Annotated in this window: 19 protein-coding genes and 3 tRNA genes; 6 read left to right on the top strand and 16 right to left on the bottom strand. The window is 50.4% G+C overall.

Going from position 1 to position 18,493, the window contains the following annotated elements:
- Positions 1-26: 26 nt before the first annotated feature.
- The 3 genes from atcJ to asnB form a co-directional block, all read right to left on the bottom strand.
- The gene (gene atcJ / locus WG68_RS10970; protein WP_046557741.1) at positions 27-308 is read right to left on the bottom strand and encodes a cold adaptation protein ActJcold adaptation protein ActJ; all 282 of its coding nucleotides are present in this window, start codon (positions 306-308) and stop codon (positions 27-29) included.
- A 107-nt stretch (positions 309-415) separates the two neighbouring features.
- Complete coding sequence (locus WG68_RS10965) at positions 416-1,564, bottom strand: hypothetical protein (protein ID WP_046557740.1); 1,149 nt, start codon at positions 1,562-1,564, stop codon at positions 416-418.
- 158 nt (positions 1,565-1,722) lie between these two features.
- Entirely contained in the window at positions 1,723-3,387 is a 1,665-nt protein-coding gene (gene asnB / locus WG68_RS10960) for an asparagine synthase B (RefSeq protein ID WP_046557739.1), read from the bottom strand.
- A gap of 177 nt (positions 3,388-3,564) precedes the next feature.
- Between asnB and WG68_RS10955 the strand changes: the two genes are divergently transcribed.
- The 6 genes from WG68_RS10955 (at position 3,565) to WG68_RS10930 (ending at position 8,720) form a co-directional block, all read left to right on the top strand.
- Positions 3,565-4,416, top strand: coding sequence for a DUF3025 domain-containing protein (locus WG68_RS10955; RefSeq protein WP_046557738.1), 852 nt, complete (start codon positions 3,565-3,567; stop codon positions 4,414-4,416).
- A 20-nt stretch (positions 4,417-4,436) separates the two neighbouring features.
- Complete coding sequence (locus tag WG68_RS10950; protein WP_046557737.1) at positions 4,437-5,234, top strand: ABC transporter ATP-binding protein; 798 nt, start codon at positions 4,437-4,439, stop codon at positions 5,232-5,234.
- 1 nt (position 5,235) lies between these two features.
- Positions 5,236-6,438: an ABC transporter permease gene (locus tag WG68_RS10945; protein WP_046557736.1), complete on the top strand. Its 1,203-nt coding sequence runs from the start codon at positions 5,236-5,238 to the stop codon at positions 6,436-6,438.
- Between the two features lie 78 nt (positions 6,439-6,516).
- Positions 6,517-6,723: a bacterioferritin-associated ferredoxin gene (locus tag WG68_RS10940; protein WP_046557735.1), complete on the top strand. Its 207-nt coding sequence runs from the start codon at positions 6,517-6,519 to the stop codon at positions 6,721-6,723.
- Between the two features lie 193 nt (positions 6,724-6,916).
- A complete protein-coding gene (locus WG68_RS10935; protein WP_046557734.1) occupies positions 6,917-7,807 on the top strand; it encodes an aspartoacylase in 891 nt (296 codons plus the stop codon).
- A 91-nt stretch (positions 7,808-7,898) separates the two neighbouring features.
- The gene (locus tag WG68_RS10930; RefSeq protein ID WP_046557733.1) at positions 7,899-8,720 is read left to right on the top strand and encodes a substrate-binding periplasmic protein; all 822 of its coding nucleotides are present in this window, start codon (positions 7,899-7,901) and stop codon (positions 8,718-8,720) included.
- Between the two features lie 31 nt (positions 8,721-8,751).
- Here WG68_RS10930 and WG68_RS10925 read toward each other — a convergent pair whose 3' ends face one another.
- From WG68_RS10925 to WG68_RS10865, 13 genes are all read right to left on the bottom strand, one after another.
- A complete protein-coding gene (locus tag WG68_RS10925) occupies positions 8,752-9,240 on the bottom strand; it encodes a GNAT family N-acetyltransferase (RefSeq protein WP_046557732.1) in 489 nt (162 codons plus the stop codon).
- A 31-nt stretch (positions 9,241-9,271) separates the two neighbouring features.
- Positions 9,272-9,673 carry a lactoylglutathione lyase gene (gloA, locus tag WG68_RS10920; protein WP_046557731.1) on the bottom strand — a complete coding sequence of 134 codons (402 nt, stop codon included), beginning with the start codon at positions 9,671-9,673 and terminating at the stop codon, positions 9,272-9,274.
- A gap of 9 nt (positions 9,674-9,682) precedes the next feature.
- A complete protein-coding gene (nth, locus tag WG68_RS10915) occupies positions 9,683-10,315 on the bottom strand; it encodes an endonuclease III (RefSeq protein ID WP_046557730.1) in 633 nt (210 codons plus the stop codon).
- 3 nt (positions 10,316-10,318) lie between these two features.
- The gene (locus WG68_RS10910; RefSeq protein ID WP_046557729.1) at positions 10,319-11,023 is read right to left on the bottom strand and encodes an electron transport complex subunit E; all 705 of its coding nucleotides are present in this window, start codon (positions 11,021-11,023) and stop codon (positions 10,319-10,321) included.
- Positions 11,020-11,652 (bottom strand): electron transport complex subunit RsxG, encoded by a 633-nt coding sequence (rsxG, locus tag WG68_RS10905; protein ID WP_046557728.1) that lies wholly within the window; start codon positions 11,650-11,652, stop codon positions 11,020-11,022. Before rsxG ends, WG68_RS10910 begins: the two co-directional genes overlap by 4 nt.
- Positions 11,649-12,716: an electron transport complex subunit RsxD gene (gene rsxD / locus WG68_RS10900; RefSeq protein WP_046557727.1), complete on the bottom strand. Its 1,068-nt coding sequence runs from the start codon at positions 12,714-12,716 to the stop codon at positions 11,649-11,651. The genes rsxG and rsxD overlap by 4 nt, the downstream gene beginning before the upstream one ends.
- On the bottom strand, positions 12,713-14,650 hold the full coding sequence (rsxC, locus tag WG68_RS10895) for an electron transport complex subunit RsxC (RefSeq protein ID WP_046557726.1): 1,938 nt from the start codon (positions 14,648-14,650) through the stop codon (positions 12,713-12,715). Before rsxC ends, rsxD begins: the two co-directional genes overlap by 4 nt.
- A 3-nt stretch (positions 14,651-14,653) precedes the next feature.
- The gene (rsxB, locus tag WG68_RS10890) at positions 14,654-15,205 is read right to left on the bottom strand and encodes an electron transport complex subunit RsxB (protein ID WP_046557725.1); all 552 of its coding nucleotides are present in this window, start codon (positions 15,203-15,205) and stop codon (positions 14,654-14,656) included.
- Entirely contained in the window at positions 15,205-15,786 is a 582-nt protein-coding gene (gene rsxA, locus WG68_RS10885) for an electron transport complex subunit RsxA (protein WP_046557724.1), read from the bottom strand. The genes rsxB and rsxA overlap by 1 nt, the downstream gene beginning before the upstream one ends.
- Positions 15,787-15,948: 162 nt before the next feature.
- A complete protein-coding gene (locus WG68_RS10880; protein ID WP_046557723.1) occupies positions 15,949-17,874 on the bottom strand; it encodes an EAL domain-containing protein in 1,926 nt (641 codons plus the stop codon).
- A gap of 149 nt (positions 17,875-18,023) precedes the next feature.
- Positions 18,024-18,100: transfer RNA gene (locus tag WG68_RS10875), tRNA-Asn, on the bottom strand.
- Between the two features lie 27 nt (positions 18,101-18,127).
- Positions 18,128-18,204 (bottom strand) — tRNA-Asn (locus WG68_RS10870).
- Between the two features lie 24 nt (positions 18,205-18,228).
- Positions 18,229-18,305: transfer RNA gene (locus tag WG68_RS10865), tRNA-Asn, on the bottom strand.
- Positions 18,306-18,493: the final 188 nt, after the last annotated feature.

Here is an 18,493-nt window from a genome sequence, read left to right as displayed (position 1 = left end):
AAATCCTGCTGGCAATAGCAAGTGGCTTAATAGTATTGATCCCACAGCTCCTGCATGGCAGCAGCCGGGTCGGTGACGATAACGTTGTTAAAGTCTTTAATAAAGGCCGATTTGTGTTTCGGATCAGACAGCACATCATAGGCTTGTTTTACCCGTTGCAGCTGGCTGGCGGCCTGCTCTTTCTCGTCTTCGTTCAGCCCCAGCAGTTTATCCGGGTGGTAGCGGTTGGCCAGGCGCTTATAGGCTTTTTTAATGTCGTCATCGCTGGCATTGGTTTTTACTCCAAGTACGCGAAAATGGTTAATCATGGGCGGTCCTGCAAAACGGTTGTGTAAGTGCTGGCGTTATCTGTCAGCTATCAGTTAACAGCTGGCGCTGGTTAGCCAGCAATAATAGCAGAAGCCAGCAGCACCACCTAGTGTTGCTTACTGGCTGTTGGGTCAGACGGCATAAACCAGCGCGGGTCGATATGCAGTTGAAACAATAGCGGCGAAAACTGGTTAAAATTGGCAGCATTGGCCGGGCATTGAATATTTTTAGCATACTGACTTTGCCAGGGGTCATTGATCAGATAAAGCCTGTTGCCGGCAACCGCGACGCCCTCAATCGAGGTATTGCGCAATTTTTCATAAGGCGGGCAGCCAGCGCTCAGGCCAAACTGGTAAGTTGGCGCATAAAAATGCAGCTGCTGCACAAAGGGCGCCTGTTGCTGGCTGATATCAATAAGCCATAACTGGTCATCATTGCGCGCGGCGGCCACTAAATAACCGGGATGTTCTGGGTTCGGGTGCGGCAGATAATCCAGACCATTAATCGGGTGATTGTTAGCATCGGGTACCGGCAGCTTAAAGCCACTGTCGGTGACGGATACAAACTCTTCATTCTGCCAGAAATCAGTGGTATAGGGCGTAACAAAAATCATCGGTGCATTGGCCTGGTTTTTCTCCAGAGCCAGATACAAATTACCGTTGTTATCAAAGGCCAGGCCCTCAATGCCATCATTGGCAAAATTACCCACTTCGGCTGCTTTTGGAAACTGAACCGGGCGTACGGCGACAATTTCCGCTTTAGTAAGCGCTTTATCGGTTGTTATTTTTACCAGTAAGGTCGGGTAGGGCGTTGAGTGAGTATCAGCATAGCGGCTGGCGCACTCAGCACTCAGCTGATAGTCGGAGGAATCCTCTGTTACGGTAATTAAGCTGGTATCGTCCTTACGGTCCCAGCTTAAGGATTCCCAGTCCGGGTAGCCCATTAATAATTCGCCAAAGCAGCCTTGGGTTAATGGCGCAGCCACCGTAAGTTGCACCGGCGGCGCCGTCAGCTGGCCGGTTGCCGGGTTAATTTTCAGCAGCACATTGCGCATCGGCAGGGCAGCACTGTTATCACCAATATGGATCAGTTCACCATGGCGCAGGGTTAAGCCCGAGCTTTGCGGGTCAAGCAGTGGCGTTGCTGCGGTATCGGTTAGCCAGGTGCCGCGCAGGTGTAAGTCGCTGGCATTTGCCAGGGTTACAGTGCCGGCAAGCAGCAGGCTGGTGATCAGGCTAAAGCGCAAAGCATGCATAAACTGAACTCTTAATAAAGGCAAATAAGGCTGATGGCATTGTGCCAGTTAATGCGGCTAATACCAATATCAGCTTGCCAGCATTGCTGCTGCTCATTAAACATGGCCGCAATAAAAAAGGCCACGGTTAGGTGGCCTTAAACGGGCATTCGCTTAGCTTAGTAGCCTTGTGAGTGCACATCACGGACTGCCCGGCCCGATGGATCGGTCATTTCCGCCATTTTGGCATCCCAGGCCAGGGCCTCAGGGGTGGAGCAGGCAACGGATTTACCGCCCGGTACACAGCTGATAGCGCCGGCGTGTGGGAAGTGCTCTTCAAAAATAACCCGGTAGTAATAGGCTTCTTTACTGTCTGGCGTGTTAACCGGAAAGCGGAAGCTGGCGGTGGCCATTTGCTGATCGCTGACTTCTTTGGCGGCGTGGGCCTTTAAGCTGTCAATCCAGTTATAGCCAACCCCGTCTGAGAACTGCTCTTTCTGGCGCCATAAAATTTCGTTTGGCAATAAACCATCAAAGGCCTGGCGCAGAATATGCTTCTCCATTTTGCCGCCACCACACATTTTTGCCTGGGGGTTTAAGCGCATGGCTACGTCCATAAACTCTTTATCGAGAAATGGCACCCGTGCTTCTATGCCCCAGGCGGCCATGGCTTTGTTGGCCCGGTTACAGTCGAACATATGCAATCTGTCTAGCTTGCGCAGGGTTTCTTCATGAAACTCGCGGGCATTTGGTGCTTTATGGAAATACAGATAGCCACCAAACAGCTCGTCAGAGCCTTCGCCTGACAACACCATTTTAATGCCCATCGCCTTAATTTTACGGGCCATCAGGTACATCGGGGTAGAGGCCCGGATGGTAGTAACATCATAGGTTTCCAGGAAGTAAATCACATCGCGCAGCGCATCTAATGCTTCCTGCACGGTAAAGTGCACGGTGTGATGCACGGTGCCAATGGCATCAGCCACTTTTTGCGCGGCAATTAAATCGGGCGAACCCGGTAAGCCTACCGCAAAAGAGTGCAGGCGCGGCCACCAGGCTTCAGACTGATCATCATCTTCTATCCGCCGTTTGGCGTATTGCTGGGCGATAGCAGAAATCAGCGATGAATCCAGGCCACCCGATAACAGCACGCCATAAGGTACATCAGACATCAGATGGGTTTTAACGCTGTGTTCCAGAGCGGCTTTAAGCTCTGCTTCGCTGGCCGGGTTGTCTTTTACCGCGTCATAATCCTGCCAGTCGCGTTTATAGTAGCTGCGCAACTCGCCAATCTTGCTGTCGAAGTAATGACCTGGCGGGAATTCTTTAATTTGCTTGCATACCGGCACCAGCGCTTTTAATTCTGAGGCAACAAATAACTGGCCGTTTTCGTCATAGCCATAGTACAGCGGAATAATGCCAATATGGTCACGGGCAATAAGGTAACGGCTTTGCTCCGCATCATACAAAATAAAGGCAAACATGCCGTGCAGCTGATCAATAAAATCGGCACCATGCTCTAAATACAGCGGCAGGATCACCTCACAATCTGATTTGGTTTTGAATGGATAGGGCGTCGCAAGCGCCTGCTCGAGTTGCTTATGATTGTAGATCTCGCCATTCACTGCCAGAATGTGATTTCGATTATCATTGATAAGGGGTTGGGCTCCATTTTCAGTATCTACAATGGCCAGACGCTCGTGTACCAGAATGGCATTATCGTCATTCCAAATGCCCGACCAGTCCGGACCGCGATGACGTAATAACTTAGATAACTGCAGCGCCTGCTGGCGCAACGCTTTAACATCAGTACTGATGTCAAGCACCCCAAATATCGAACACATGATAACCTCTATTAATTATTTTTGAATAAACACATTAGTTTGGCAGTATGTACGTCTAAACGCACCCATTGAATGTGCCATGCCAGCATAAAATTGCAAGTGCTTTTTGCCGGTTTGGCCAACTAATTCCGCGAAATGAAACCGCTAAGCAGTCAGACAGGATAACAACAGCAGACGATGAGTAGCAAAAACACGAAAAACCGCTTTGTCGCCCCGGCGCACTGGTCAGGCCGGTTGTTGCAGCAAAACCCGATATTCCGGGATTTAACAGCGCACTATCCGCTGACTAACTGCAACGACTGGCCAAGCCTGGCAACATTAAATCAGTGGCTGGAGCACAGCGCCTGTCAGCTGGTGGCCAACGAGATCCTGGCAGAAGATGGCCGCTATTATGAGCAGTTTATTTATGCCACCAGGCAGGTGCCTACCAGGTTGCATAACTGGCACGATTTTTTTGGCGCCTGCATCTGGGGGCTGTTTCCGGCAACCAAAGCCTTGCTAAACCAGCTGCATATGGCAGAAATAGCAGAACATGGCCTGCAGCAACGCAGCAAGCTGCGCCATAAAATAACCTTGTTTGATGAGTGCGGGGTGATTATTTGTCTGGAGAGCGCAGCGGCACAGCACGGCGGGCTATTGAGAACACATCAGTGGCAGCAAAGTTTTGTTACCCGGCGCAGTGACTGGTGGCATGGCATCCGGCCGCTGATTTTCGGCCATGCTATTTATGAAATGGCCACGTTGCCTTTTCTGGGGTTAACCGCTAAATGTCTGTTTATTGATGTACCTGCCGGCTTTTGCCAATGGTCTTTAACAGATGCTTACAGTTTTGTTGACCAAAAACTGCAGCAACAAATTGCTAACGGCGCGTTACTTCTTGATAATCAGCAACTGACCCCGTTGCCATTGCTGGGGGTGCCCGGTTGGTGGGATGCCAACCGGCAGGCTGATTTTTACCAGAATACAGAGTATTTTCGAGCGCTAAGCACAAGAAAAATAAGCACAAGAGAAACAAGCGCAAAAATCTAAGCAATAATCAGGAAGCTTACATGATAGAAATAAAAGGGTTGGCTAAGGCGTTTGCCATTAGCAAAAGCAACAAATTATCCGCAACTGAAAAGCAGGATGTACGCTACAGCGACAAGGCGTTTCATTCGGTGCGTGATGTCAGTTTTCAGTGTGGGCCAGGTGAAGTGCTGGGGTTGCTGGGGCCAAATGGCGCAGGCAAAACCACCACGCTGCGCATGTTATCCACGGCGCTGAAGCAAGACAGTGGCTCGGTGTTTATCAACGGTATAGATGTGCTGCAAAAGCCGATACAAGCCCGTAAGGAAATAGGCTTTTTATCTGCCGATACCGGCTTATATGGCAAATTAACTGCTTTTGAAAACATAGCGTACTTTGCCAGGCTGCATGGCATGAAAGAGGCCGCGTTAAAAACCCGGATCGACGAGCTGTTTACCCTGTTGGACATGCACAACTTTGCAAACCGGCGGGTGGATACGATGTCTACCGGTATGAAACAAAAAACTGCCATTGCCCGCGCCGTAGTGCATTCGCCAAAGGTGGTTATTTTAGATGAACCGACCACCGGGCTTGATATTATGACGGTGCAAACCGTGCTGGATTTTATTACGTCATTAAAAGAGCAGGGCACACCAGTGATTTTCTCCACCCACCATTTAGATGAAGTGAGTGCTTTGTGTGACCGGGTGGTGGTGATAGACAAAGGCATCAGCAGCTTTGCCGGCAGCCTGGAACAGTTTAAGCAGCTGACACCAGATGGTGATTTACGCCAGGCATTTCTCGCCGTTATCGCTAATCAACCTCAGCAGGGAGCAGCCTAAGATGTGGCAGGTTTACTTTAAAGAATTGACTGAATTATTACGTGATAAAAAAACCCTTATTTTCGTTATTTTATTACCCATTCTGATTTTTCCGGTGCTGTTTGGCATTGTTGGCCTGGTGATGGCCACCACCACCAGTAAAGCAATGGAGCAACAACACCGCTACGTGATTATTAACGAGCAACAGGCACCAGAGTTTGCCGAAGCTTTGTTTTACCATAAAAACTTTAAGAAGGTTGACACTACCTTAAGCACTGAGCAAGAGCTGGTGGCCGCTATTCGTAATAATGAGTTTGATGTGGCTCTGGTGATCCCAGCCGATTTTGCCAGTCGCAAAGCCGCGGTGCAGCAGACCGAGTGGCAGCTGATTTATAACCGCTCGTCACAGCTTGATTTTATGTACAACTATTTCGACGACATGCTGAGCAGCTATACCGCAGAATTACAGCGCGCCACCCTGAGCCAGCTGGGCGTGGACCCGGCCAATTTAAACGCCATTATCAAGCCGGTACAGCTTAGCCGGGTAAATACGGCTGAGCAGCGGGAAAATCTGGGTGAAAGTATGGGCGCCATTTTAGCTTATGCGCTGGTGCTGTTGTGTTTAACCGGCGCCATGTATCCGGCGGTAGATATGGGCGCCGGCGAGAAAGAACGCGGCACCCTGGAGACCTTGTTAATTTGCCCGGTAAGCCGCACTGCTATTGTATTAGGTAAGTTTTTAACCGTGCTGACGACTGCCTTAATGACGGCGCTGATAACCGTGGTCAGTTTGGGGGTGTGGGGGGCTATTATCAGTGCCTTTGCCGATTTATCTAAAGTATCCGAAGCGCTGGCCAGTATTACTGTATTGGATTTAGTGCTGATGTTCTCGTTGTTGCTGCCAACGGCGGCCATTTTTGCGTCGTTATTGCTGGCCATTTCCATTTATGCCCGTACCTTTAAAGAAGCGCAAAACTATATGAGCCCGTTGACCATTTTGGTGATAGTACCTTTAATGGTGGCGATGGCGCCCGGCATGGAGCTAAGCGTGACCACTGCATTAATTCCGCTGACCAATATCGCGCTGGCTATTAAAGAGCTGTTAAAAGGTACGGCTGATTATGGCTTACTGGCCTTGATATTTGCATCGACCACCGCGCTGGCTTGTGCGCTGATTGCCTTTTGTGTGCATTGGTTCCAGCAGGAAAAAGTATTGTTTCGCTAACCATTCTGGCAAAATGGTATTGATAACAATTCGTAGTTAGATTAAAATGGCGCGGTCTTCTTAGTAAAAGGCCGCGCCATGTATGTTTGTTTATGCAAAGCAGTTTCCGATAAAGCTATTAAGCAACACATTGCTAATGGTGCCTGCACCATGCGTGAATTAAAAGCCGGCCTGGGTGTGGGTAGCCAATGCGGTAAATGTGTGTGTCAGGCCAGTGCTATTTTACACAACGAACTGGTTAAGCAACCGCGCGAAATCGATAATCTGGCTAAACCCGCCGCCTGAACAGCAGGATCCCTGCTTTACCCGCTTAGTTGTTCATCTCACATCTTTAAAGCTTTAATTTACAGAATTAAAAGATGTTTTTTATTCTGCCGGGTTCTGTTTTCTGCAGCTTGTGTTCATAATGGTGCCTTGATTATCGGCTAAGCTTAAGCAATGTAGCTCACCTTCCAGGTGGAATAGCAGCGGAGTAATAATGGATAAAATAAAGCAGGTAGCCATCATCGGTGGGGTGCATGGCAATGAATTTACGGGTATTTATTTAATTAAACAGTACCAGGCTAAGCCAGAGCTGATTAGCCGCAGCAGCTTTACCAGCCGCTGTGTCTGGGCCAATCCGCAAGCGCACCATGCCAATAAACGCTATTTACACAGCGATTTAAACCGCCAGTTTAAAAATGTTGATCTGGCCAATCCAGCCTTAACTAATTATGAGCAAAGCCGGGCCAAGGTGCTCAATGCCGAATTAGGCCCTAAAGGCGCCGCCAAAACCGACCTGCTGATTGATTTACACAATACCACCAGCAATATGGGAGCCTGTTTAATTCTGACTCAGGCTGGCCCATTTTATAACCAGTTGGCGGCGTACGTAAAAATGGTGATGCCTGAAGCTATTATTTCCTGCGATGAAGACCATTTTGCAGCAGAAGATCATGCGCTGATGTGTACGCTGGGCCGCTATGGCGTGCTGGTGGAGGTAGGGCCACAGCCACAATCAGTATTGCGCCACGATGTGCTGGAGCTGATGGATAGCATGACCCGGCATATTCTGGACTTTGTTGAATTGTATAATACTGATAGTGTGCCGGCGTTACCAAAACAGACCGAAGCCTTTCGCTATCTTTACAGCATAAAGTTGCCGATGAACGAGCACGGCGAGCGGTTGGGTATGGTGCATAAAAATGTGCAGGATAAAGACTATCAGCCCATTAACCCGGGCGATCCGATCTTTAAGTTGTTCGATGGCGCGGAAATCTATTACGAGGGCGAGCAGACGGTATATCCTACCTTTATCAACGAGGCGGCCTATTACGATAATAATCTGGCCATGTCGCTGAATGAAAAAGTGCTGATTACGCTTGAGTAGAAATTGCCATTAATCTTATTGTCAAATTAGTAGTGTCAGCCGTGGGCTGTGCCTGTTAGCGCAAATGGCAAACTAAACAGGAGGTAGTGGCATGCGGCAGTTTCTGCTGAGAAAATTGTGGATTATTTTATCGCTGTTACTGAGTTGTGCAACGGTTAGCGCTGCTGAGCCTGAAACGCAACTATTACGCTTATATACCGAGCACAGCCCGCCAGGTGAGTATCTGGATGCCCGCGGTGAGGTTGCCGGGGCAACGGTTGAATTGATCCGCTTGCTGTTGCAGCGGCTGGATCAGCCCGCGACCATTGAATTACTCCCTTGGGCCCGGGCGTTCGAGCTGGCGCAGTCGCAGCAAAATACCGCCTTATTTGAAACCGTTCGCAACAAGGAGCGGGAAGCGCGCTTTAAGTGGGTTGGGCCTTTAAAGGTTTACACCATAGGTTTATATGGTCGCAGTGATGTTTTTCAGGGCAACCAGATTAATCCTGGAGCCAGCAGCAGGTATCTGGCCTGTGAATACCGCGATTCGGTGCATGTTAATGCCTTAAAAAGGCTGGGGTTTACCGAAGGGCGCAATTTGATCCTGACGGTAAACCATGGTGATTGCCTTAACTTATTGCGCCACGGCAGGGTGCACCTGACCGCAATGAACGATACCAGTGCTGCCGGGTACGCGTTGCAAATGCAGCAGAGCGGCCATGAATTAGTCATGGTACAAGCCTTAACTGAAGCCAGGTTGTATCTGGCGTTTTCCCGAGATATTGACGACAGCACTATAGCCCGCTGGCAACAGGTACTGGAACATAGCTACCTGGATGGCAGTATGCGCGGTCTTTATCAGGGTATTTATACTGAGCAGATGATTAGCCGGCTGGAAGCCTTTGCTAAAACCAGCGCGGCAAGTCAGCAATAATAGCGTTGTTTATAAAGGTGCCGCTGCACCTTTAGTCAGGCGTACCCGCCAGAGCCTGTATTTGCGGTTCTGTTAAGCGATAGCCCACCCATTCTGTTTTCGCACTGGCGCCAAGCGCCTGGTAAAATTTAATTGCCGGGGTATTCCAGTCCAGCACGCTCCATTCAAAGCGGCCACAATTGTTGGCCGTAGCAATTTTGGCCAGCGCTTTAAACAGGGCTTTGCCGGCGCCACTGCGCCTGGCCGGCGGCGTAATATATAAATCTTCCAGATACAGACCATACTTACCCAGCCAGGTGGAGTAATTGTAAAAGTACACCGCGAAACCAATCGGCTGGCCGGCCTGCTCGCAAATCAGTGCATGGGCTTTGGCATCGCTGTTAAACAGAGTTTGCTGGATTAACGCCTCTGAGGTGAGTACCTCATGTTCAGCTTTTTCAAAAATCGCCAGCTCAGTAATAAATTGCAAAATCGTGGCGGCGTCGTCCGGGCTGGCCGGGCGCACAGTAAGATCGGTCATGGTTGCTCCGTTGTCTTTAAGGTAGAGTGAGTTACAGGCTATCGTAGCGCGTTTTCTTTTGAATCAGCTCAATGGCATAGTTGTCCGGGTCACGCACAAAGGCTATCTCAGTGCTGCCACCTTTCACCGGGCCAGGTTCGCGGCTAATTACCCCACCTTTGGCGCGGATGTTGTCGCAAGCCTCGTATACATTTTCCACTTCCAGCGCAATATGGCCAAAGGCATTGCCTAAATCGTAACTGGCGGTGCCCCAGTTGTAGGTGAGCTCCAGCACGGTATGTTCGCTCTCATCGCCATAACCGACAAAGGCCAGGGTATATTTATACTCAGTATTTTCAGACTGACGCAGCAGCTGCATGCCCAGCACTTGCGTATAAAACGCGATAGATTTCTCCAGGTTGCCCACGCGCAGCATAGTGTGTAACATTCTCATAACAGGTTCCTAATCGGTTTTATCTTTAAATTCGCATAGATCTTCAATAATACAGCTGCCACAGCGTGGTTTGCGTGCTACGCAGGTGTAGCGACCGTGCAGAATAAGCCAGTGGTGCACGTCGAGTTTAAACTCCGCTGGTACCACTTTTAATAACTTTTGTTCAACCAGGTCGACGTTTTTGCCGACAGCGAGCTTAGTACGGTTCGATACCCGGAAGATATGGGTGTCTACGGCGATGGTGGGCCAGCGAAAAGCGGTATTGAGCACCACGTTGGCGGTTTTGCGGCCAACGCCGGGTAAAGCCTCTAACGCTTCGCGGTTTTCCGGCACCTCGCCGCCGTGTTGTTCGACCAAGATACGACAGGTTTTAATAACGTTTTCGGCTTTGGTATTAAATAAGCCAATGGTTTTGATGTAGTGCTTTACGCCGTCTACACCCAAATCCAGCATCGCTTGTGGGGTGCGTGCCACCGGGAATAAATGTTTGGTGGCTTTGTTAACGCCAACATCGGTGGCCTGGGCAGACAGCAATACCGCAATCAGCAACTCAAACGGCGAGCTGTATTCCAGCTCGGTGGTGGGCTCTGGATTGGCGGCGCGCAGGCGGCTGAGCATTTCGATACGTTTTTGCTTATTCATACGTTATTGCGCCGCACCGGTTACCCGGGCCCGGGTAATACCGGCGGCGGCACTTTGTCGTTGTTGTAATCTGGCATCAATCACGTTTTTCAGGGCAATAAGTAGCCCCATGCCAATAAAGGCGCCGGGCGGCAGCATTGCCAGTAAAAACTGAGTGTCCAGTGCAAACAGCTCAATGCGCAGTACTGCTGCCCAGGGGCCCAGTAGCAGGTCGGCGCCATCAAACAGGGTACCCTGGCCCAGAATTTCCCGCATGGCACCCAGTGCCAGCAGCACCAGCATAAATCCCAGGCCCATCATCAATGCATCAATCGCCGCTGGCAGCACAGCATTTTTTGAGGCAAAAGCCTCGGCCCGGCCAATAATGGCGCAGTTAGTAACAATGAGCGGAATAAAAATACCCAGTGACTGATATAAGCCAAAGGTGAACGCATTCATCAGTAACTGAATTACCGTCACGAAGCTGGCGATAATCAGTACAAATACCGGAATGCGGATTTCCGAAGGTACCAGCTTGCGCACCATTGACACTACTATATTCGAGCCCAGTAACACCAACAGTGTAGCCAGGCCCAGGCCAAGAGCGTTGGTGACAGTGCCGGTAACGGCCAGCAAAGGGCATAACCCCAGCAGTTGCACCAGGCCTGGGTTATTGCGCCACAGCCCCTGCACTGTCAGCTCACGCATACTATTGGGGTTATCGCTCATAAGCTTGCCTCACAATTGGCAGACCGGCTGGCCAGCTCTGGCTGTTGCTGAACGAACAGACCGGCATTGTAAATAGCAGCAATCACTGCCCGCGGGGTAATGGTTGCGCCGGTAAACTGATCAAACTGACCACCGTCTTTTTTCACTGCCCAGTTGTTTTTATTAGCCTGGCTAACCTGCTGGCCACTGAAGCTATCAATCCAGGCAGAGCGGCGGCGCTCTATTTTATCGCCCAGGCCCGGCGTTTCCTGATGGTTTAATACCCGGCTACCGAGAATGGTGCCGTCCGGGGTTACTGCCACCATTAAATCAATATTGCCGCTATAGCCATCCGGCGCCGTTGTTTCTACCACAAAGGCACTGATCTGCTCGCCATCCCGTAAACGATAGACCGCTTGCGGGGTAGGCCGGCCCAGTAATTGCGGCTGGGTTACCAGAACGCAATCGGCCAGCAGGCTGGCACTGGCACTGTTTTGCGGTAGTACATCATTTAAAATAGCCAGTTTATTGGCCAGCTGCTGCTGGGCAATTCTGGGCTGGGCCAGCTGGTTAACCAAGCCAAGGATTGAGACACACACCAGCGCGATCCCCGCGAGTATCAGCGCATTTTTGGAGACAGGGATGATCATTTACCGGCTCCTTTCGCTTGGTGGCCATAAGTACGGGGACGGGTGTAGTAGTCAATTAAGGGTACAGCCATATTCGCCAGCAGAACCGCAAAAGCCACCCCGTCCGGATAACCGCCATACTTACGGATAATAAATATCATCAAGCCAATTAACATACCGTACAGGATCCGGCCCTGATTGGTGGTAGAGGCCGAGACCGGGTCGGTAGCAATAAAAAAGGCAGCCAGCATAGTAGCACCGGAGAACAACTGAAATAACGGGCTGGGGTTGGTGTCAGCTGCGGCCAGCCAGCTAAGCAAACTTAAACCAAACAAGGTGCCAAGCACCGCCAGCGGAATGCGCCAGCCAATGACCTGCAGTTTTAACAATACTAAGCCGCCAGCCAGGTAGGCCAGGTTTACCCACAGCCAGCCGGCGCCGGCAAACCCGTAAAATACTGGTTGTTGCAGGCTTTCTGTTAAGGTTCTACCTGCCGCCAGATCGGTGCGCAGGGTATCCAGCGGCGTTGCCATAGATATACCATCTATACCGGTTTGCAACTGGCTGACACTAAAACCACTGCAACTGTACTGGCTGAACACAGTACAGACTGCATCCAGCAGGGTTAAGGCTTCCGGCTGGAGACTGGCACTGGGCAGCCACTGGGTCATCTGCAATGGAAACGAAATTAATAGCATCACATAGGCGGCCATCGCCGGATTAAATAAGTTGTTGCCAAGGCCGCCATACAGCTGCTTAACAATAATGATGGCAAAGCCGGTACCAATTATGATTAACCACCAGGGCGCGTAAGGTGGAATAGCCACCGCCAGCAATACGCCGGTTAGCAGAGCGCTATGATCTTTTAACCTGGGCAGTACCGGTTTGGCCCGCAGGCGCATGATCAGGGCTTCAGCTGCCCAGGCTGTGGCAATGGCCAGTACCAGTTGTACCAGTACGCCATAACCAAACAGCAAGGCCTGCACGATAATACCCGGCAGGCAGGCCAGTACCACCAGCAACATGAGTTGTGAAGTGCTGCGGCTGATCCTGTTATGCGGCGAGCTGGCAATTTTAAAACTCATGATTTCTCGCTGTCTGCTTGTTTTTTGGCTTTAGCCCGGGCTATAGCGGCTGCAATGGCGGCTTTGCGCGGATCGATGTCGGCCTGTGCTGCTGGCGGTGCTATCGCCTCAGGCTGTTTGGTTTGTTCGGCCTCGACAACCTGGCTTTGCTGCTCTGCCTGAACCTGGGCAGCCTTGCGTGCTTTGGCGCGGGCGACGGCGGCCGCTACTGCGGCATTTTTGGCAGCGGCCGGTTCGGTAGTGGTGGTTTCGCCGCTGGCAGTATTATTCTGTTGCGCTGCTGGAGCTGCTCGCTCTGTTGGCAGCAGGTCGGCAGCCCTGGCCGCCTGATAAGCACGGGCCTGCTGCTTCTTGGCTTCGCGTTCTGCCAGCATCTGCTCGCGATCAGCCGGTGCTGCGCTTTGCTCAGCTTGTTTGGCTTTTATCCGGGCCAGCGCTGCGGCGACTGCATCACTGTTGCCAGCGCCTTGCTGTGCCTGCTCGCGAGCCTGAGCCAGTTTTTGGTTACGAGCCATTCGCTCTTGCTTCTCGCGCTCCAGCCGGGCATTACGGGCTTCAAAACGGGCTTTGGCTTGCTCGGCTTTAACAGCTTCACGTTGCTGCTCCCGGATATCGGCTTTAGCTACCCGGTAATATTGCACCAGCGGAATTTCACTGGGGCAGACATAGGCACAGGCGCCGCATTCAATACAGTCGAATAAGTTGTACTCATCCAGCTTAGCCGGATCTTTGGCTTTGCTATACCACAGCAATTGCTGCGGCAATAAGCTGGCCGGACAAACATCAGCACAGGCGCTGCAGCGAATGCAATCGGTCTCTTTGCCGGGGGCCGGCAGCTCAATACTGGTTGGTGCCAGAATGCAGTTAGTGGTTTTAATCACCGGCACGGTTAAGTCGGGCAGGGTAAAGCCCATCATTGGCCCGCCCATAATCACTTTTTCTTCGGCCTGGTGCTGATAACCGCAAAAATTCAGTAAATCAATAACCGGGGTGCCGATTAACGCCAGCACATTTTGAGGCTGACGCAAGGTTTCACCGGTCACGGTAACCACCCGCGACAACAGCGGATGGTCATCCAGTACGGCCTGGGCAATAGCAAAGGCCGTACCGACATTTAGCATCACTATACCAATATCAATCGGTCGGCGCCCGGCAGGCACCTCTTTATTGGTTAACAGCTGAATCAGCTGCTTTTCGCCGCCCGACGGGTACTTAGTTGGCAGGTCTCGCACGTAATAATGTTCACGCTGGCTGCAGGCTGCTTTTAATGATGCGCTGGCAATCGGTTTATCGTCTTCAATGCCAATCAATACGGCTTTAGGGTTAAGCAGCTTACATAAAATGTCGATGCCTTTAACAATGGTAATGGCGCCTTCCTGCATTAATGCGTCATCGGCACTGATATAGGGCTCACACTCCACGGCGTTGATGATCAGATAATCCACCGGCTGGGTTAAGCCGGCCTTTAAATGGGTGGGAAAACCAGCGCCGCCCATACCGGCAATGCCGCTTTCCTGAATACGTTCTAACAGGCTGAGGTTATCGCTGGTTGCCAGATTCAGCGGAAATAGTTCGCGCCACTCATCCTGGCCATCCGGTGCCAGAGTAATAGTGGGCTCGGGTAAAGCCGAAGGGTGGGCGCTGATATGCTCATTAATGGCAATAATAGTACCCGAGGTAGGTGCATGCACCGGCACTGCCATCGAGTTATCGGCGTTGGTCAGCGGCTGGCCTTTTAGCACCCGTTGACCAACCCTGACCAACAGTTTACCAGGCACGCCAATATGCTGGCGCAGCGGAATATAAAGCCGGTCGGGCAGTGGTAATACACCGATAGGTTTTTGCGCGGTTTGGGCTTTACGGAGCGGCGGATGAATACCGCCGTGAAAATCCCATAATTTGCCAGCCTGAATTTGCTGAAATAAACTTGGCACCTGTTACTCCACCTGGGTTATCGGAATGGCTTGTAAATCCCATTTCCAGCGCTCTGGCGTAGGGCTGACCGGTAACATGTCAATACAATCCACCGGGCAGGGTTCGACACAGAGATCGCAGCCGGTGCACTCATCAACAATCACGGTATGCATCAGTTTTGAAGCGCCGACGATGGCATCTACCGGGCAGGCCTGAATACATTTGGTGCAGCCAATGCATTCATCTTCGCGAATATAGGCTACCCGCTTGATGGCAATAGTTTGTGCCGCATTGAGAGGCTTCGCTTCCACGCCCATTAAATCAGCGAGCTTGCGAATAGTGCTGTCCCCACCAGGCGGGCATTTGTTAATATCATCGCCGTTGGCAATGGCTTCGGCATAGGGCCGGCAGCCCGGGTAGCCACACTGGCCACATTGCGTTTGCGGTAAAATATCATCTATCTGTTCTACCAGCGGGTCGCTTTCAACCTTAAAACGAATGGCCGCAAAACCGAGTAAGCCCCCAAAGACTAACGCCAGCCCCCCCAAAATAAGCAGCGCGGTAAATAAGCTCATCAGACTTTCACCAGGCCGGTAAAGCCCATAAAGGCCAATGACATTAATCCGGCGGTGATCATAGCAATGGCGGCACCTTTAAATGGCACCGGCACATCGGCAGCGGCCAGACGCTCGCGCATAGCGGCAAATAAAATTAATACCAGCGAAAAGCCGACTGCTGCACCAAAACCATATACGACGGAGTTAATAAAGTTATGTCGCTCATTGACATTTAATAAGGCTACGCCCAGTACCGCGCAGTTGGTTGTGATTAAGGGCAAAAAAATGCCTAATAAGCGATACAGGGTGGGGCTGGTTTTATGCACCACCATTTCGGTGAACTGTACTACTACGGCAATCACCAGAATAAAGCTTAAGGTGCGCAGATACAGCAGATTGAAAGGCGCCAGTAAGTAACTGTCGACCAGATAGCTGCAGATAGAGGCCAGGGTTAGCACAAAGGTGGTGGCCAGCGCCATGCCAATAGCCGTTTCCAGTTTGGCAGAAACGCCCATAAAGGGGCACAGGCCAAGAAACTTAACCAACACAAAGTTGTTTACCAGCACCGTACTAATAAGTAAAAGCAAAAATTCGGTCATAGTGCGACTTAGCCTGAACACAGGCCGGTATTATGCAATGATGTCAAAGTGGTTACAACCAAACAAACTGTAGGGGTATTGGCTTTGCTGTGCGTTTTGTCAGCTTAAACGGGCAGTTAACCCAGTCAGGCGGCCGGGTTAACTGCCAGAGCATAGCGGGTGTTACATCGGGGCCGGCTTACCGACGTAGTAACCCTGGTTGCCATCAATAAACAAGGACTCCAGCATATGTTTCTCTTCCTGAGTTTCGACACTTTCAGCGAAGACACCCACACCAATGCGGTGCGCCAGATCAATCATCAGCCGCATAAAATACTGATTGTTTTTATCTTCATCAATATGGCGGGTGTAGCTGCCATCCATTTTCACGAAATCCGGCTTTAAATCGCGGAAAAACTTGAAGGAGGTAATACCCACCCCAAATTTTTCGACCGTGATCCGCGCACCGGCCCGATGCACCATATCGATAAAGCGCTTACTGGTTTTCAGATTTTGCTGTAAACCAAACTCCGATACTTCAAAAATTAATTTAGAGGCAATATGCGCATCTTTTAACAGGCGACGTTCCAGCCAAATCACAAACTGGTCGTCATGCACACAACGTGGCGACAGGTTTAAGCCAAAATACTGATCCTGCAAGTTACGGTTTTTAATGGTGGTCAGGGCCGTTTCAATGATCAAGCGGTCAACGGCGATAATTTTATCCAGTTTTTCCGCCATCGCTAAAAATGACGCCGTTGGCAGTACCTGGTTTTCCACCGTTTTAAACCGAACCAGAATTTCTGAGTAGGCTTTTGCGGAGCGGTTAGACGGTTGGATCAGTTGGGTCAGCAAGGAAATCCGGTTATTGCTTAACACCTCTTCAATCACGTTGCGCCAGTTCTGGTTTCCATAGCCGCTGCTGGCCATTTCCAGGCCGGCTGAATCTTTTTGTAAATGCCAGGCGTTGGTTTGTTTTGTTTGCGCCAGACTGATAGACGTATCAGCTACTGCCAAGAGCTCGCCCAGCGCTTTACCGCTTTCGTAGGTCACCAGACCGGTATAGGCGATGGAATCGAGCTCGGCATTTTTTTGGTATTCGTTAAAGCGGCTTTGTAATTGCAGTGCAAAGTTTTCCGCTTCTTTGGGGGTGATCCTGGGTAATAAAATACCAAAATCTGAACTGTTCAGCCGGAACAAGCGGGCATCTTTATAGGCATCAGCCACTTTGCGCACAATATTGGCTACATCTTTGATGTACTGATCACCTTCCTGATAGCCGCGGGTCTGGTTCAGGCCCTGCAACTCTGTACAGCGGGTGATGGCAAAAACGCCAAAATCAGTATCTTTCGACTGTTTGCAATGATCTTCATAATACTGCACAAAACGGTTGCGATTTGGTAACTCAGTAACCGGATCTTTGTAGGCTTCCTCTGCTATCTGGTAAGCCGCTGTGGTCATTTCGCTGTATTGTTTTTTACTGTAACTGGCAAGCTTTTGCAGGGCGATATTAATATCGGCAAATTCCGGTGGCAGGGTATTCCAGTTTGGCTCGTTTTTTTGTGGATCGGTAATAAAGCCATCAATCAGTTGATTGACCGCACTGGACGTTTTGCGATAGTTACGGTTGATGCTGCTTTTGGCAACAAATACTGTAAGCCAGCCCACCACAAAAGGCGCTATCAGCAACACAAAACCCAGTTGCTGCAATGGTGCTAACAAGCGACGGTGATTAAGCTGATATGTAAGCTGAATGTCATGCTCTTCATTGCGTAACTGGACTGGCCGAAACTGACTGCCTGCTGTTTGCAAGGCCCACATGGCTGCGGTGGTTGGCATTCTGGCACTGTTTTGTTCATGCAATACAGTATTATCCAGCTGGCTGATCCTCAGGCTTTGAAAAGCAAAACTGCGATCAAGCTGGCGGCTAAGCACCTTGGCATCGCCAGAGAGGTGATGATTAAGAATTTGTTCTATGGTGTTACGTGCATCCCTGTCACGATTTTCAACCAGTTGCTGACTGTATATCACCAGCGCATACACCCCAATCGCTGCTAAAATAAGTGCAGTTAGCAATTGTGCTATTAATAAAGTTTTAAATATCTTCATACGCCCTGACCACCAAACATAATTCGCTTCCTTGTGTAACGCTTAATATAGTGTAGCCAAAAAGAATAGAAAGCTAATTAAATCAAAAAAATACCTAGAAAGGAATAAATAACGACAGATAGCAGGAAAAACAGCTGAAATAAGCGCAGTGGCTCCCCAAGTTGGACTCGAACCAACGACCTACGGATTAACAGTCCGCCGCTCTAACCAGCTGAGCTATTGGGGAAATGACATAATGAGTAACAGTACCTTTTGGCTCCCCAAGTTGGACTCGAACCAACGACCTACGGATTAACAGTCCGCCGCTCTAACCAGCTGAGCTATTGGGGAAAGGTAGAAAATTGTTGTTGCTGTTGGCTCCCCAAGTTGGACTCGAACCAACGACCTACGGATTAACAGTCCGCCGCTCTAACCAGCTGAGCTATTGGGGAACAGCATTCAACGGGGCGCAATACTAATGCCAGCTATGGAGCCTGTCAACACTTTGCTGCAGTGATTTGGCTCTGACTGGTTTACTTGCGTATTGTTTAAGCAAAAGCCACCGTTTTCAGCTAAAAACAGCGACCTTTGCCACTTGATCCTGCCGCATCTGCCGCATTGTTTTCGTCCCGTAATTGCT

Origin of the sequence: Arsukibacterium ikkense, from assembly GCF_000987775.1 — a bacterium.
GTDB classification, from domain to species: Bacteria; Pseudomonadota; Gammaproteobacteria; order Enterobacterales; family Alteromonadaceae; genus Alishewanella; species Alishewanella ikkense.
Note: the sequence above shows the minus strand (reverse complement) of the source record. Positions and strands in the feature narration are given on the sequence as shown.

What these genes read in the sequence shown, in the direction of transcription:
- WG68_RS10935 (WP_046557734.1), top strand. Translation starts at nt 6,917, where the DNA reads ATGGATAAAATAAAGCAGGTAGCCATCATCGGTGGGGTGCATGGCAAT.
- gloA (WP_046557731.1), bottom strand. Translation starts at nt 9,673, where the DNA reads ATGAGAATGTTACACACTATGCTGCGCGTGGGCAACCTGGAGAAATCT.
- WG68_RS10965 (WP_046557740.1), bottom strand. Translation starts at nt 1,564, where the DNA reads ATGCATGCTTTGCGCTTTAGCCTGATCACCAGCCTGCTGCTTGCCGGC.
- WG68_RS10930 (WP_046557733.1), top strand. Translation starts at nt 7,899, where the DNA reads ATGCGGCAGTTTCTGCTGAGAAAATTGTGGATTATTTTATCGCTGTTA.
- asnB (WP_046557739.1), bottom strand. Translation starts at nt 3,387, where the DNA reads ATGTGTTCGATATTTGGGGTGCTTGACATCAGTACTGATGTTAAAGCG.
- WG68_RS10940 (WP_046557735.1), top strand. Translation starts at nt 6,517, where the DNA reads ATGTATGTTTGTTTATGCAAAGCAGTTTCCGATAAAGCTATTAAGCAA.
- rsxA (WP_046557724.1), bottom strand. Translation starts at nt 15,786, where the DNA reads ATGACCGAATTTTTGCTTTTACTTATTAGTACGGTGCTGGTAAACAAC.
- WG68_RS10945 (WP_046557736.1), top strand. Translation starts at nt 5,236, where the DNA reads ATGTGGCAGGTTTACTTTAAAGAATTGACTGAATTATTACGTGATAAA.
- rsxB (WP_046557725.1), bottom strand. Translation starts at nt 15,205, where the DNA reads ATGAGCTTATTTACCGCGCTGCTTATTTTGGGGGGGCTGGCGTTAGTC.
- nth (WP_046557730.1), bottom strand. Translation starts at nt 10,315, where the DNA reads ATGAATAAGCAAAAACGTATCGAAATGCTCAGCCGCCTGCGCGCCGCC.
- WG68_RS10955 (WP_046557738.1), top strand. Translation starts at nt 3,565, where the DNA reads ATGAGTAGCAAAAACACGAAAAACCGCTTTGTCGCCCCGGCGCACTGG.
- rsxD (WP_046557727.1), bottom strand. Translation starts at nt 12,716, where the DNA reads ATGAGTTTTAAAATTGCCAGCTCGCCGCATAACAGGATCAGCCGCAGC.
- WG68_RS10910 (WP_046557729.1), bottom strand. Translation starts at nt 11,023, where the DNA reads ATGAGCGATAACCCCAATAGTATGCGTGAGCTGACAGTGCAGGGGCTG.
- WG68_RS10925 (WP_046557732.1), bottom strand. Translation starts at nt 9,240, where the DNA reads ATGACCGATCTTACTGTGCGCCCGGCCAGCCCGGACGACGCCGCCACG.
- WG68_RS10880 (WP_046557723.1), bottom strand. Translation starts at nt 17,874, where the DNA reads ATGAAGATATTTAAAACTTTATTAATAGCACAATTGCTAACTGCACTT.
- rsxG (WP_046557728.1), bottom strand. Translation starts at nt 11,652, where the DNA reads ATGATCATCCCTGTCTCCAAAAATGCGCTGATACTCGCGGGGATCGCG.
- atcJ (WP_046557741.1), bottom strand. Translation starts at nt 308, where the DNA reads ATGATTAACCATTTTCGCGTACTTGGAGTAAAAACCAATGCCAGCGAT.
- WG68_RS10950 (WP_046557737.1), top strand. Translation starts at nt 4,437, where the DNA reads ATGATAGAAATAAAAGGGTTGGCTAAGGCGTTTGCCATTAGCAAAAGC.